We start from the raw sequence: 13,772 nt of genomic DNA, 5'->3' as shown, positions 1-13,772 counted from the left end.
CGTGAGCGCACGCCTGGAATCCCTCGACATACACCCGCTTCGGAACGATCTCTACAACGAGCTGCACTCAAGGCCGTTCCAGGTGCTACCGACACCGGCGCGGGTTACCCAGATGGCGGTTCTGACAACACCTGAGCAACGGCAGGAACAATTCCGGCACTTGCAGGAACTCCATCGGCTGATGGGGCATCCGGTACCGGAGAACGAGGTGGGCTGCTTTGAACATACCTTCGGTGCCCTGAGGGTGCGGCGCGAGATGCACATGGAATTCGCGTCGTACACCTTTATCAACCTGGCTGCGGGTGAGGAAACACCCTTTAGCGAGACCGGCATTACAACGTTGCCCGAGGGGTGGCTGGAACAGCTGACCGGTACAGTGATTGCGGCATTCCACCTGGAAGTACGGCCCGCTGCTGACGGAACCGAAGGCGACCTGGACTATGTACGCAAGCACTTCGAAGGCATGCGACTGGTCGGGAGCAGTCCCCAGGAGGGTGCCGCCAGGGTGTGGGGCACCTTCCGGCTACACAGTGACGGCTTTGGCCGGTTCATGGTGATGAACCACCACATGTCGGACAGCCAGCTGGGCCGTCTGACCCAGCGCCTGATGGAAATTGAAACCTACCGTCTGATGTCACTGCTAGCACTCCCCGTTGCCCGGGAAATCACGCCGTCGCTGAACGATATGGATGAAAAACTGGCCGTGATCACCCGGTCACTGGCGGAAAACGAGGATGTCGACGAAGAAAAACTGCTGGCCCAACTGACCAACATTGCGGCCCGTATCGAGGCCTTCCGGGCCCACTCCACGTTCCGTTTCTCTGCCACCCGCGCCTATCACCGGCTGGTACTGACCCGCCTGGAGGAACTACGGGAAGATGAACTCTCCGGCCACCTGACCCTGACCGAATTCATGACCCGCCGGCTGACTCCGGCAGTGAAAACCTGCGAAGCGGTGAGCGAACGGCTGGAAGACCTTTCCCGACGGGTCGACCGGGCCTCGGACATGATGCGCACCCGGGTGGAGCTGGCAATCCAGAGCCAGAACCAGCAACTGCTCAGTTCCATGGACCGGCGCTCCAAGATCCAGTTGATGATGCAGCATACGGTGGAAGGCTTCTCGGTGGTGGCCATCACCTATTACCTGATTGGCCTGCTCAAATTCGGGCTGGATTCGGTTTACGAAGCCGGTGTCGTCTTCAACAAGACCCTGGTGCTGGGCATCGCCATTCCGGTGGTAATGACCCTGGTGTTTCTTGGGGTTCGGGTGGTCCACCATCACTTCATCAAGATGGCAAAACGGCAGTAGCTACTTCAGCCTGCCGAGATCCTGCTCGCCGGCAAACTGCCGGTAAAACTGCTGGGCCGTGCGACCATTGCGTACGCCCTTGGCAGTGGCGAATCGGATCGCCTCCCGATGCAGGCCTTCCCGGTCATCAAAGTCGGGGAACAGCGCGTCCACCGCCTGCAGGTACACAGCCTGCGAAAACGCATAAAACGAAAGCTGAAGACCGAACCGGTCCGCCAGGGACACCTGCTCTTCGATGGCTTCGGCCGGGTGCAGCTCACCGTCGCGCATCTCGCTCTTGAGGTTATCGGACATGAACTCCGGCATCAGATGACGGCGGTTGGAGGTGGCATACACCCTCACATTCTCCGGGGGCAGTTCCAGGGAACCTTCCAGTACACTTTTCAGGGCCTTGTAGCTGGACTCACCAACGTCAAACGACAGGTCATCGCAGAAGATCACAAACCGGAACGGCAGCTCGCAGATGTCGTCAACGATTTCCGGCAGGTTGACCAGATCATCCTTGTCCACCTCGATCATCCGCAGCCCGCGCTCCTGGTAGCGGTTCAACAGCGCCTTGATCAGCGACGACTTGCCGGTGCCGCGGGAGCCCCAGAGCAACGCGTTGTTGGAGGGCTCACCGGCCAGAAACCGCTCGGTATTTCGGGCCAGAGCCTGCTGCTGTCGGTCGATGCCCTTCAGATCCTGCCATTGCACCGGATCGAGCCTGCGGATGGCGCGCAGCCCCGAGCGATGCCGACGCCAGACAGCCGCCGGTGTGGAGTGCCAGTCAAAAGATGTTGTCGCGGACATAAACCTCTTTCCTATTCCGAACCGGGCCAGCCTGTGAAACACTGGCACCGTAAAAACCGTGATAACAGGAGACTTTACCCCAAATGGCCGTAAAATCCGTCGCTTTGGTGGCACACGACAACAAGAAAAAGGAACTGGTGGACTGGGTTGCCGAAAACCGCACCCGCTTCGCCCCGCTGAAACTCTACGCCACCGGCACCACCGGCCGGCTGCTCCGGGATAACCTGGAGCGGGACGATATCCATTGCCTGCTTAGCGGTCCGCTGGGCGGCGACCAGCAAATCGGCGCCAAGATCGCCGAGGGCGAAATCGACCTGCTGGTGTTCTTCTGGGACCCCCTGGAACCTCAACCCCATGACCCGGACATCAAGGCCCTGCTGCGCATTGCCGCGCTCTGGAACATTCCAGTGGCCTGCAACCGCGCAACTGCCGAATTCATTCTTACCTCGGCGTACATGACAGACGACCAGCATCATCCGAAAAAGCCGGACTTCTCCGATTACACCGGCCGCCCAGTGAGCACCTGAGTAATGTTCAATCGAGTCGGTTAAGGCTACACTTAAGTCGAAGCTGTGAAGCTGTAAAGGATCGCCGGCTCGCCGATGAAGACTCCCGATACTTACAAAGAAACTCGATACCGGAGCGTGGCCGCGACAGTCCTCTGGGCCCTTTACCTTTTGCTCGCATCCTCACTGGCGATGTCCGAACAGGCGGACGACACCGTGACTGTCGGCATCGTGGGCGACAACAAACCCTTCTCGTTCGACGATGGTCCCGGCGCCTCCGGTTTTTCTGTTGATGTGCTTCGCGAGGTCGCCCGAAATGCCGATCTGACCTTCCAGTTTCGCGCTGGCAGTTGGCCCGAGATCTACGATGCATTTGTTCGGGGTGATCTGGATGTCATTGACGGCATCTCGTTCAGTGACGAGCGGGCAGGAAACATCCTGTTCACCAAGCCCTACCACCTCCGCCAGACCTATCTGATGCAAAACACCCAGAGGCCACTGGGAGACATCAATACTCTCTCAGATCTCAAGGGACTTCGGGTAGGCATTGTGCGCGACGTGTACTATCGCGACGCCCTCCAGGCAGAAGGTGTCTCCCTCACAAGCCATGATTCCGTTCACAGCCTCATTCGGGCCCTCGCGTTCGGCTGGGTTGATGTGATTGTAGGCCCCAGGCTCATACTTCAATACTATGCGAACCAGGCCGGATTCGGCTTTCTCGAAATTGCCGGCGCCGCGCCACTCGGGGAACTGGCGACCGAGGATTTTCGCATTGGCGTGCTCAAAACCAATGAAGACCTTTTCCAGAAGATCGCCTTCGGTCTGGAACAGATCCCGAAAGAGCGAATCAGCGAACTGCTCAAGCGTTGGCAGGATCTTGGAGGTAACAGCCTCGTAGGCGGAACCAGTTTTTCCCTGTCGCCAGAACAGCGCCGGTTCATTGCTGAAACGGGCCCTGTTCGCGTTGGCCTGATGCGGGATTACGCACCCTACAGCTTCGAAAGCGGCACACGAATTCACGGCTTGACCGTTGATATTCTGAATCGGATATCGGACCTGACGGGATTACAGGTGATACCGGTTGAGGGGCAATGGGTAGAACTGTTGCCATTATTCCGGGATGGCGAGATCGATGTTTTGGCCAACATGTCTTTCAGACCAGAACGGGAGGCTTTCACTCGTTTTACCGAGCCCTATCACACCATCCCGAACGTCGCTTTTACCCGGGACCCGACCCTGAGAACCGCGACCCTCGCTGATCTCAAAGATCAGCGTGTTGCTCTCGGTTCCGGTATTTACTACGAAGTGCCTGTCAGAGATGCCCTGGGCGAAAATGCCCGAATATTCACGACCCAGGAGGCCATGTTCCAGGCGCTATCCCGAGACGAGGTGGATGTTGTTCTGGCCGCCCTGCCCAATGGCAACTTCTGGATTCGAGAGTTGGGCATTCCGGGTGTCCGGATCGCCGGCGAGCTGGTTCTGGACGAACAGACGGGAGAAGACCTGCGGTTCGGTGTGAGGCCAGGGCTTGCGCCGCTCGCGGACATTCTGGACGAAGCATTGGCAGCAATAACGCCGGAAGAAATGCACACCATCGAGAGCCGGTGGTTGGGCGCCAGTGTTGATATGGAAGCCCAGGAAACTGGCGAGGTTTCTCTGAACGCCGTTGAGCTCGCCTGGCTTGGGACGCATAACAATCAACTCAGCTACTGTATTGATCCGGACTGGTTCCCGTTGGAAGGCCTGGACGAGGAAGGCAGGCATGCCGGATTATCCGCAGAGGTTGCGCGACTATTCTCCAAACGATCGCCCGTGGACTTCGAACTGGTTGCCACGGACAGCTGGGCCGAATCCATTGCCTCGATCAAACAGGGTAAATGTCAGATTTTCACCATGGCGATGCAAACGCCGGAGCGGTCAGAGTTCCTCAACTTTACTGAACCCTATCTTGAAGTGCCCACCGTTGTGCTGGGCCGGATCGAAGCTCCCTTTATAGAGCGCGTGGGCGATCTTCGTGGTCAGAAAATCGGGGTTGTCGAGGACTATGCGTTCGCAGAGCTGCTCCAAAGCCGCTATCCCTCCCTGGACCTGGTCGAAGTTCCCAATGAGCAAGCTGGCCTGAGGCAACTGCAGAACAACGAACTGGATGGCTACATCACCACTCTGGCAACCGCCAGTTACTATATGCAGGAACTCGGCCTCGCTGATTTGAAGGTCATCGGGCGCATTCCGGCAGACTGGTCGCTGTCTATTGCAGTCAGGAAAGACGAGCCTGTTGTTCTGGGCATCATGCAGAAACTGGTATCCAGTCTTACCACCCAGGAACGCAAAGACCTCGAACGGCAGTGGCGCAACATCCGCCTCAAAGAGCCTGTGGATTACACGTTGATCTGGCAACTGTCGATCGCCGCCATCGTGATCGCTTTCCTGCTGGTTTACTGGAATAGAAAGCTGAATCGCCTCAACCATGATCTGACCGAGGCCAACGAGAGGCTCGCGAAACTCAGCGTTACCGACGACCTGACAAAGTTGGGCAACCGGAGCTACTTTGACCAGGAATTCCGAAAGAGCTTCCAGTGGTGCCAGCGCCACCATTCTGGCTTCGCAGTGGCCATGGTGGATGCCGACCACTTCAAAAGGATCAACGACAATTACGGCCATGAAGCGGGCGACATCTGTCTGCAAACACTGGCAGAGCTTATGCGCAAACATTTCCGGCGGGAAACCGACCGGCTCTCGCGCTTCGGTGGCGAAGAGTTCGTCATTTTCGCCAGCTATGAAGACAACAGCGAAATTCGTAACCGGCTGGAGTCTTTCCGCAAACACGTCGAACAAAGCTGCTCGGTATGCGGAGAACACGACGTTCACCTCACCATCAGTATTGGCCTTGCCACTGGCATACCGGGCCCCGACGACTCGCCAGCAGAGTTTCTCAGACAGGCAGACCAGGCGCTCTACCAGGCCAAGCAGAACGGTCGCAACCGGCTGGAAGCGCGTTCAGTGGGTTCCTGAGTGGTGCTAGACTGAATAAAAACAAAGTAACAAGGAGAACGCCATGGCTCGCATCTACGAGGACAATTCCCTTTCCATCGGCAACACCCCGCTGGTCAGACTGAACCGCGTGAACGACGGCGCCACGATCTGGGCCAAGATTGAGGGCCGAAACCCGGCCTATTCCGTTAAATGCCGGATCGGCTCTGCCATGATCTGGGATGCCGAGAAGCGCGGCACCCTGAAGGCGGGCATGACCATTGTAGAACCCACCAGCGGCAATACCGGTATCGCCCTGGCCTACGTGGCAGCCGCCCGGGGCTACAAACTGATCCTGACCATGCCCGCCTCCATGAGCCTTGAGCGTCGCAAGGTCTTGAAGGCACTGGGAGCAGAACTGGTGCTGACCGAACCTGCCAAAGGCATGCCGGGCGCCATCGCCAAGGCCGAAGAGATCTTCACGTCAGACCCCGATAACTATTTCCTGCCCCAGCAGTTCCAGAACCCGGCCAACCCCCGAATCCACGAGGACACCACCGGCCCGGAAATCTGGGAAGACACTGATGGCGAAATCGATATCTTCGTGGCGGGCGTGGGCACCGGTGGCACGCTGACCGGCGTTTCCCGCTACATCAAAGGCACCAAGGGCAAACAGGTCGCCACCATTGCCGTCGAGCCTACCGACTCACCGGTGATCACACAGATGATGAACGGCGAAGACATCAAGCCGGCGCCCCACAAGATCCAGGGCATCGGTGCAGGCTTCGTGCCCAAGAATCTGGATCTGGAAATGGTCGATCAGGTGGAGACGGTCACCAACGAAGAGGCCATGGACATGGCCCATCGACTAATGCAGGAAGAGGGCATTCTCTGCGGCATTTCCTGCGGCGCAGCGGTGGCGGCTGCGGTACGCATCAGCAAACAGCCGGAGTACCAGGGCAAGAACATTGTGGTGGTGCTGCCGGATACCGCCGAGCGTTATCTTTCCACCGCGTTATTCGCCGGCCAGTTTGGCGAGCAGGAAAACGTTCAGTAAAAGAGAAAGGCGCAGCCTCGCGCTGCGCCCTGCACTCATCAGAACTGATATTTCAGGCCGACCCGACCGGTATCAAACTCCGGACCGCTGTTGGTTACCTGGCCGTTAAAGTCCTCTTTATCAATGTCGACGTTGTAGCGATTGTATTCCGCGAATGCCGTCAGAGAGGGCGTTACCCGGAAATCCACACCGGCACCGACAAAGGGCGATACTTCATCGTAGGTTTCACTTTCGTTGAATGCATCAACATCGAACGCAGACGCAAACGCGCCGGCCTTACCATAGACGCCGAAGCTGTCGGTCAGAGGCAGACGGCCAACAGCGCTCAGGCCAAAGCCTTTCAGCTTGCCTTCAACGTCGTCCTCGCCAAAGTTGCCGAAATCAATGTATTCGGCCTCCAGGGCAAAAAACGGATTGAACTGGTAGCCGACAGCGGCGCCAAGCAGATCGTTTTCGTCCTCGAACTCGCCGCCGTGTGATTTGTAGCCACCGTAGCTGCCGCTGACATACGGGCCTGACTGGTCCCTCTCCACGTTGCTCTGAGCAAAAGCGACGGGCGCAGTAACAAACGAGGCTGTGAACAGTGCGGCGCTGGTAAAACGGATTGCGGATTTCATAGGGCGTTCCTCCTAATGAGTTCGAATATTCTTTCATTCCATGGAAATCGAAAGTTGCTTTTCAATTACCTGAACTCACCCTACTAGGAATTCCTGCCCTACCGGGTTAAACCCGGACTAAGATCTGGTAATCCGGAATTAACTTTGTAAAAACAAAAACTTGATTTATCGAGGAGTATTAGAATCTGGCTGGGTTTCACTCTCGTTCTCGGGAGTCTTTTCTTCATCGACCCGGTCGGGGTCAGACGATTCGGCCCCTTTCATCAGCACCATGCCACCTTCCAGCAGCAATAATTTGAGACTGGGATCCTTCTGCTCTGCGATACCCACTGCGAACGCCATCAACGCCGCCTCCAGGGGATTGGGTTTGATCAGATTGCGAATGGCATCGATACTTGAGCCTGATTGCGCCTCTGATCCTTGTTGACGTTTGCTGGCAGAAACCGGCCGTGTCAGGCGGTAGAAGACAAGCGCAAGGAAGAGAATGCAAACAGAGCCGGCTGAGCCATAACACCACATTGGTGACTTCTTTGCGGAATTTAGCCGCCACGAATATCAGGCGCTAGGAACTGCTCAGATTCGCGGAGTAGCCGCCGTACTTGAGCGCCTGCCAGACCACATCCCGACCGGATGTCATCCAGCTTATTTTCGATAATGACCAGGTTGCCGTCTTTTTTTCGAGAACAAGTAAATCCAGGCGTCCACGGGTATCGTCGAAACCGCCGAATTCCTTCTTGATAATCAAAAGCTCTTCGCCGAAGGCTTCGGGAGCGTTTTCGAGCCATTCCTGACAGTGATTTCGCTCGAAAATTTTGCGTTCTGAGAAGTTACCACCAGTGGTGTTATGCGGTTGGCTTCTGAGTCAATTTTGTACATTTGTTACTTCTGAGCCAAAAAGTCCACCAATAAACGTTGACACAATTTCTTCGGTGAAATCGCCGCACGTGTTGCCCGAATCACTTGTCAGGTTGGCAATCAGATCCTTACTGAGCAAGCGTCGCAGGAATTTCATCGTTGATTCGCTGGCAATCTGTGCCGTTTCCTTGCCGAGCAACTGAGCGCCCGCAAGTCTCGTGTCCCAGCCGTAGGCTTCGAGGATGCTTTCATGCTGTTCGAAAAGCCGGTCCATCTGGCCAGGAATATTTTCATAGTTGGATGCCAGATAAGCGATATCGGCTGCGTCTTTGCGTCTTGTTTGCGCATCTCTTTCGGACCAGGCCACCAGTTTCAGAAGGGCCAATCCCTGAGGACTGGCAACAGGCAACTCCAGCTCTGGCTCTGGCTCTGGCTCTGGCTCTGGCTCTGTTGCTATCGTCAACCAGTCCGCGTTATCCAGGGCATCCTGAAAACCGACCACGCTCATTTGCACTTCGCCAGAAGGCGGCCATTGAATAACTGAATTGTCACTTTCAACAGCTCCAAAAGGAAGAATGTCGATGGGTGCCCCGTTCAGGCCGTGCAAACGATGAGGGAGATCGGTTTTGGTATAACCTTTGCCAATCAAACTATCGCGGATGCGTTCAAAATCAGTCCAATTCGGGACCTGAACGGCAAGATCGATATCCATTGTTGCCCGTTGAATGGGTGCTCCATAGGCGTGATGCATTACCAGATCACGGGCGGAGGCGCCGACAATGATGAACGGCACATCCTAATCCACGGCGACACACTTTATGGCTCCGTAGGTCTCCAATTGAATCGGATCAATATTCTTGGAATCGATCTTTAATCTGGGCATAAAGCCGCTCCGCTGCTTCCAGGTTACGCGAGTCGCCGGTCATCAGGAGGTCAGCATAGACAAGAATATCTGGGGCAATCCCAGAAGTTTGGTTTACGTTGAGTGAATCATCGAGCCAGAATTTCTCGTTGATCTGCAATGTCTCGGACGTATTGGGTGAGTTGCCCGGGCTTTTACGAAGCCTATATTCCATCACCAAGCTTTTCAGCTTTTCTCGGGGCAGATAAATAGTCCCCTGGGCAGGCGACAGATAGTTGCCCAGCCGGGAGACGGCAACTTCCCCGCCCCAACACCCATCCAGAAGCTCCGGCCGGATTTTCTTCCACGGCATCGCAGAGGTTGCCTGAAATAGTCCCATGTCCAACTCGGGTAGCAGTTTTTCCGGGTAGGACTCGGCCCAGCGATCAAGCAACCCCATAGGGTTCTCAAGTGACCTTGCGCCCTTCTTTCCATGTTCTCGGACATAGCCCTTGTCTTTCAGGTCATTCAGAACCCAGCCGATGGCTCCGAGGGAAACACCGCTGACTTCTGCCATTTTTCGATAAGTTTCACCGACCAGATGAGGGTCTATTAGAAATCTGAAAATCAGCTTTAAACCAGATGAATTAAAGGCTCGGGAGGTTTTCCTTGCTGATGCATGAACCGGCGTTTTGCGATTACCTTTTACGAAGATGAAGAATGTCTTTTCGTTCAGATAAGCATTGCCGGCGGCGTCAATGAACTGTGCGCCGGCTTCTCGAAGGCGGTCTGCCATATTCGGGTTTACGTAATCAGCGACCAGCAATGCGGGCGGCGGCATTCGCCGTAGCTGAGCGACAATAGTGCCTATATTCGCCTGCTGCGCCCAGCGCTTCAGCTCAACGCTGTACTGGATGCCCGTATCGCCCAGTTCAAGAATGAAGCCATCAGAGTAGGGCATCACTTCACTCTCGACAGTAGGGTGTAAGTCTAAACCTGTCTCTTGATGGAACGCGCGGATTGCCTGGCTTAGAAATTCGCGCTCGTTGATTGATGGTTTCATAGCCTCTCCAACATTATGTTCACAAAATAGCACCGTTCATTATTAATGAACAAGACTTTTAAATGAACAAGAGCTCAGGAGTGCTATTGTCTGTCCTACGGAGAAACAGGCCATAGATTCACATTCTCTCCGGGGGCCAACTTGGCGCTGCGCCGTCCCTACCTCAATGCTTAGACCATCCCATACAATTGGCATAGAAGGTCGTTGTCGCCGGCCAATCCGAGAAAACCCCAATCACACCTACCTCACGGGCCAGAACATCAATCACGGTGAGCACGTCGCCGTCGTTGTTAATGGCATCGGTCACCGTCTGGTAGTACCAGCCGCCGCCCTTTTCCAGCGGACCGCTGCGCTCAACGGTCCAGGCAATCAGGTCCAGGCCGGCTTCGCGCGCATTCTCCGCGTACCGGGACGGAACGATTTGCTTCTGGCTGTCCAGAGTCAGCAGCTTCCAGAGCGCCGGCGCCAGAATGTTCACACCCCTGCTTTTAAGGTAAGTCATATAGGTTGCGGACGCGTTCACAAGGGTCGACTCAGACTGGTCGAGGAAGACTGCTTGCCGACCAAATTCCGGCATCTCATCTACCCAGAAAAGAACGTCCTTCAAATTGAAGGACTGGGGCCAGACGTCTTCCGGCTGCACACCGGCATCGATGTAATCTTGGATCATCTGGCGGGCATAGTCTTGCTGGCTGTAATCCCCCTCAAAGGGCATAGCAACCACCGGTGATTTCAATTCCGGAGTGAACTTCGCGCCCAGAGCCCTGAACAACTCGATGCTCTCCTGATGAGTCATCAAGGTGCCCCGGCTGGAGTAGAGATCAGTGCGCCAGTCTGCGGTACCAGCCAGGTATTCCTCCGGCGTGGTCGCCATGGGGTTGTGGGCATCCATCTTGCCCTCCAGTGACTTGAACTCGGCCAGAGTGATATCGCTGGTGCGACATTCGGCCTGTGCCGGCGTGCCCGTGGCAGGATCGGCGGGTACAAATGGCTGGGTACACTTGGCGTTCAGGGCCGGAACGGCAACGATATTGGTGGTGGTATGAAGGTCGTCCTGGGCATGTCGGCAAACCAGTTCCCGATCCCTGGTGAAGGCGACATCACACTCCAGAATACCCGCGCCCATGCGCGCTGCCGCAATATAGGATTCACGGGTATGTTCGGGAAACTGCAGGGGCGCGCCACGATGGCCGATGGAGAAATCCGTTTTTTCGACAGTGGTGGTATTGCAGGCTTGCAGACTCTCTTTGAGCGGACTGTCGTCCATTGCACCAACCAGCCAGAAAGGCCGTGGTCCCAGATGGACCGAGGGCTCCGACTGTTCAGGCGCCAGCGCAATTGATTGCCGGGAGAGCTCTTCAACGGTCGCCGCTTGTGCCAGGGAAAGCACCGAGCACAGCACCAGCCCCGAAAGGATCCGTAACGTCATAACTTCCTCCTTGTGAGACCAATGATACCTTATCAACAGTCTCCCCAAGGAGGATTACGGCCAATTGACAGCCGATGCTGGATTATCTGGCAGGTTGCCCTCAGCTTGCCGCCGAAGCCTCATACTCGCGAATCATGGCAAACAACTGGTCCTTCAGATTCAGCCGTTTCTTCTTGAGGTTTTCCAGATATTCGTCAGATGTGTTTTCAGCGCCGGTTTCAACGCGATGAACAGCGTGGTCCACTTCATGATATTCATCAAACAGCTTCGCGAAGTGAGTGCTGTTGGTCTTCAGCAGGTGAATAGCTTCTTTGGATTCCGGCAGTTCGTGAATCAGATCGTGTTTTTCCAGTGACATTCGCGCAGTCTCCATGACTGTGGGGGATGAGACAAAGTTGACTCATCCCAGTGTATGGCTCGCTGCACTTGTCAGTCTTGATCCCCGTCAAGCCAGGGTGCTGAACAGCAACCAAAGGACTCTACAAGTTGCCGCAGGTTTTGCGCACTTTCGCCCGGAAATCCTCTCGAATCTGGGCGTTCTCGGCCTCATTCACATAAACCCGCTCGCCCTGATCGTTGATGTTGTAAAAGGTCGAAACGCTGGCCAGGAACTTGAGACGCGCCCGAAGCTTTCTGCACAGCTCGGCTCGCTTCTCTGCCTTCTCTTCAGCCTTGGCATTGGCTGCCTGCCGGGCCTCCCGTTCTTCCTGCTGCTGATCCAGAAACTCGGTCATCTTCTGATGCCGTTCCCTGGCACCCGCATCCACGCTGGCCGGAGCGGCCTTCAACCCGACTTCACTTGATGCCGCTTTAGCCGGTGGACGGTCTCCGAAGTGGGTCTGGCCATTGGCATCTACCCATTTGTAGACGCCGGCGTTTGCGGAGAGGGGGATAAGGCAGAGAGAGACCAAAACTACGAATGCTTTCACGCGAGCTTCCTTTTCAACCGATTACTTCCTTGATGCCTTTCCTAACGGAGGGCTTTCAATACAGCAAAAACCTTATCACCGTAATCCCCAGAGACACCATGAACTACTCAACAAAAGGCATCACTTTTGTGCGTAATTCAGTGGTTTGGGCTACCCTGCCGGTATTGGTGACAACGGAGTTATACGAATGCGTTCGCAAAACTCCGAAAGGCAACCGGAGAAATGCTGGCAACCCTCTGATACGGCACAGAAAATGTATGGGAGGTCTGGGAGTTATACGCCCCTCCACGGAAGTGAATCGGGAAAAGTGGACGTTTTACTCCGGCATCAACTGTTGGAAACGGCACATAGGTTTATGATTCTAAAAGCCAAAATATTATCTAAAAGATCAACGCTAGGATTTTCCCAAATGCGTGATAGGCGAACACGTTCGTATAATTAGCTGTTAAGGTGCAGTAAATATCGACGCCCTCATGGAAATACTGAGCTCATGGATCGAGAGAGGGAAAGCCAGATATCACTCGTGAAAAAATTAAAATGGCTATATTTACAGTATATTTTTCATCATCATAGATAGTCCATTATTTTAATTGATTAAAGCGTTTAGTCGGTGTTTTAGATGAAGAAGTTACTAACATTTGTTTACGTTACTTTAATGGTTATCTTATATATTTTTCATGGAGGACCAAAGCATGAAATCTCCTACTCCGAGTGGAAAAAAATAGTTGTGAAAGGGAAGAGCAGATCACCTCAAGGATTGTTTTCTATCAGTGATGGAGTCGGTTACTTGAATATTGCTGTGCCAAATAAGGCTGCAAGAGGATTTTGGTATCGGGTAAGGGACTTTCAAGAGGTATCGGTTCGTTTAGTAGGCGAAAATAGTATAGCGGCACTAAAGTATAGAGGCGAGGTTGTTTATGGCACTGATGAATATGAGGCTGCAGTAATACGAACGAAGTCTACAATAGAAGAAAACATGGTTATAGTCTCATCAGTGTATATTCTGTTGTTGTCATTTTTTGCTCTTAAGGAAAAGAGGTGAGAAAGTGGTTATCAGTCTTGGCTCTCAGGTCTATGTTTGTGGCCAGTCAGCCATTAACAATTCGCATCAGTACGCGGCCGATGGCCGCCGGACGCCCTTTACGTGGCTCCTTCGTCGCCACTCCAAGGCCGCCGCTGTGCTTGGCGTTAAGCACAAAAGGAGAACGTCATTAAGTGGGAAATTCTTGAATCGCTCGATGTGCCGTGCGCAGATATATCCTACTGTTGGTTCTCCGAGCGCAACCCAAGGCTTGTCATCACGATGCACTTCTCAAGGGTCATTGGTGGCTTTGATAAGGACCTTGAGCTGACGTTTACTTCTCCTATGGCAGTCCAGTGGGAAGATGAAACATTCGGTTTGAT

Annotated in this window: 13 protein-coding genes and 1 pseudogene; 5 read left to right on the top strand and 9 right to left on the bottom strand. The window is 54.6% G+C overall.

The genetic code is table 11. The annotated features are described in order from the left end of the window. Nucleotide 1 precedes the first annotated feature (1 nt). The gene (locus CFB02_RS15830) at nucleotides 2–1,309 is read left to right on the top strand and encodes a DUF3422 family protein (protein ID WP_088558761.1); all 1,308 of its coding nucleotides are present in this window, start codon (nucleotides 2–4) and stop codon (nucleotides 1,307–1,309) included. On the opposite strand, the gene CFB02_RS15825 is transcribed toward CFB02_RS15830, so the two are convergent. After that, nucleotides 1,310–2,101: an ATP-binding protein gene (locus tag CFB02_RS15825; protein ID WP_088558760.1), complete on the bottom strand. Its 792-nt coding sequence runs from the start codon at nucleotides 2,099–2,101 to the stop codon at nucleotides 1,310–1,312. Nucleotides 2,102–2,184: 83 nt separating this feature from the next. Between CFB02_RS15825 and CFB02_RS15820 the strand changes: the two genes are divergently transcribed. The 3 genes from CFB02_RS15820 (at nucleotide 2,185) to cysK (ending at nucleotide 6,634) form a co-directional block, all read left to right on the top strand. Beyond that, nucleotides 2,185–2,628: a methylglyoxal synthase gene (locus CFB02_RS15820; protein WP_008175765.1), complete on the top strand. Its 444-nt coding sequence runs from the start codon at nucleotides 2,185–2,187 to the stop codon at nucleotides 2,626–2,628. 117 nt (nucleotides 2,629–2,745) lie between these two features. Beyond that, the gene (locus CFB02_RS15815; protein WP_227519253.1) at nucleotides 2,746–5,619 is read left to right on the top strand and encodes a transporter substrate-binding domain-containing protein; all 2,874 of its coding nucleotides are present in this window, start codon (nucleotides 2,746–2,748) and stop codon (nucleotides 5,617–5,619) included. Nucleotides 5,620–5,662: 43 nt separating this feature from the next. Then, nucleotides 5,663–6,634, top strand: coding sequence for a cysteine synthase A (gene cysK, locus CFB02_RS15810; protein ID WP_088558759.1), 972 nt, complete (start codon nucleotides 5,663–5,665; stop codon nucleotides 6,632–6,634). Nucleotides 6,635–6,672: 38 nt separating this feature from the next. On the opposite strand, the gene CFB02_RS15805 is transcribed toward cysK, so the two are convergent. The 8 genes and pseudogenes from CFB02_RS15805 to CFB02_RS15775 form a co-directional block, all read right to left on the bottom strand. Then, complete coding sequence (locus CFB02_RS15805; protein ID WP_088558758.1) at nucleotides 6,673–7,251, bottom strand: outer membrane beta-barrel protein; 579 nt, start codon at nucleotides 7,249–7,251, stop codon at nucleotides 6,673–6,675. 165 nt (nucleotides 7,252–7,416) lie between these two features. Beyond that, nucleotides 7,417–7,770 (bottom strand): hypothetical protein, encoded by a 354-nt coding sequence (locus CFB02_RS18200; protein WP_172835785.1) that lies wholly within the window; start codon nucleotides 7,768–7,770, stop codon nucleotides 7,417–7,419. A gap of 46 nt (nucleotides 7,771–7,816) precedes the next feature. Beyond that, a pseudogene (locus CFB02_RS18510) lies at nucleotides 7,817–8,127 on the bottom strand (hypothetical protein); the annotation flags it as partial. Continuing rightward, nucleotides 8,114–8,899, bottom strand: coding sequence for a nucleotidyl transferase AbiEii/AbiGii toxin family protein (locus tag CFB02_RS15795; protein ID WP_088558757.1), 786 nt, complete (start codon nucleotides 8,897–8,899; stop codon nucleotides 8,114–8,116). The pseudogene CFB02_RS18510 and the gene CFB02_RS15795, both read right to left, overlap by 14 nt. A gap of 55 nt (nucleotides 8,900–8,954) precedes the next feature. After that, the gene (locus tag CFB02_RS15790) at nucleotides 8,955–10,010 is read right to left on the bottom strand and encodes a type IV toxin-antitoxin system AbiEi family antitoxin (RefSeq protein WP_227519251.1); all 1,056 of its coding nucleotides are present in this window, start codon (nucleotides 10,008–10,010) and stop codon (nucleotides 8,955–8,957) included. A 163-nt stretch (nucleotides 10,011–10,173) separates the two neighbouring features. Then, nucleotides 10,174–11,439 (bottom strand): glycerophosphodiester phosphodiesterase family protein, encoded by a 1,266-nt coding sequence (locus CFB02_RS15785; protein ID WP_088558755.1) that lies wholly within the window; start codon nucleotides 11,437–11,439, stop codon nucleotides 10,174–10,176. Between the two features lie 100 nt (nucleotides 11,440–11,539). Further along, complete coding sequence (locus CFB02_RS15780; RefSeq protein ID WP_008175748.1) at nucleotides 11,540–11,797, bottom strand: YdcH family protein; 258 nt, start codon at nucleotides 11,795–11,797, stop codon at nucleotides 11,540–11,542. Nucleotides 11,798–11,918: 121 nt separating this feature from the next. Next, a complete protein-coding gene (locus CFB02_RS15775; RefSeq protein ID WP_172835838.1) occupies nucleotides 11,919–12,368 on the bottom strand; it encodes a DUF4124 domain-containing protein in 450 nt (149 codons plus the stop codon). A gap of 619 nt (nucleotides 12,369–12,987) precedes the next feature. Between CFB02_RS15775 and CFB02_RS15770 the strand changes: the two genes are divergently transcribed. Then, entirely contained in the window at nucleotides 12,988–13,410 is a 423-nt protein-coding gene (locus CFB02_RS15770) for a hypothetical protein (protein ID WP_088558754.1), read from the top strand. Nucleotides 13,411–13,772: the final 362 nt, after the last annotated feature.

This window comes from Marinobacter sp. es.042 (assembly GCF_900188315.1).
Classification (GTDB): Bacteria; Pseudomonadota; Gammaproteobacteria; order Pseudomonadales; family Oleiphilaceae; genus Marinobacter.
Note: the sequence above shows the minus strand (reverse complement) of the source record. Positions and strands in the feature narration are given on the sequence as shown.

Coding starts and splice junctions, on each gene's coding strand:
- CFB02_RS15825 (WP_088558760.1), bottom strand. CDS start 2,101: ATGTCCGCGACAACATCTTTTGACTGGCACTCCACACCGGCGGCTGTC.
- CFB02_RS15820 (WP_008175765.1), top strand. CDS start 2,185: ATGGCCGTAAAATCCGTCGCTTTGGTGGCACACGACAACAAGAAAAAG.
- cysK (WP_088558759.1), top strand. CDS start 5,663: ATGGCTCGCATCTACGAGGACAATTCCCTTTCCATCGGCAACACCCCG.
- CFB02_RS15805 (WP_088558758.1), bottom strand. CDS start 7,251: ATGAAATCCGCAATCCGTTTTACCAGCGCCGCACTGTTCACAGCCTCG.
- CFB02_RS18200 (WP_172835785.1), bottom strand. CDS start 7,770: ATGTGGTGTTATGGCTCAGCCGGCTCTGTTTGCATTCTCTTCCTTGCG.
- CFB02_RS15790 (WP_227519251.1), bottom strand. CDS start 10,010: ATGAAACCATCAATCAACGAGCGCGAATTTCTAAGCCAGGCAATCCGC.
- CFB02_RS15785 (WP_088558755.1), bottom strand. CDS start 11,439: ATGACGTTACGGATCCTTTCGGGGCTGGTGCTGTGCTCGGTGCTTTCC.
- CFB02_RS15780 (WP_008175748.1), bottom strand. CDS start 11,797: ATGTCACTGGAAAAACACGATCTGATTCACGAACTGCCGGAATCCAAA.
- CFB02_RS15770 (WP_088558754.1), top strand. CDS start 12,988: ATGAAGAAGTTACTAACATTTGTTTACGTTACTTTAATGGTTATCTTA.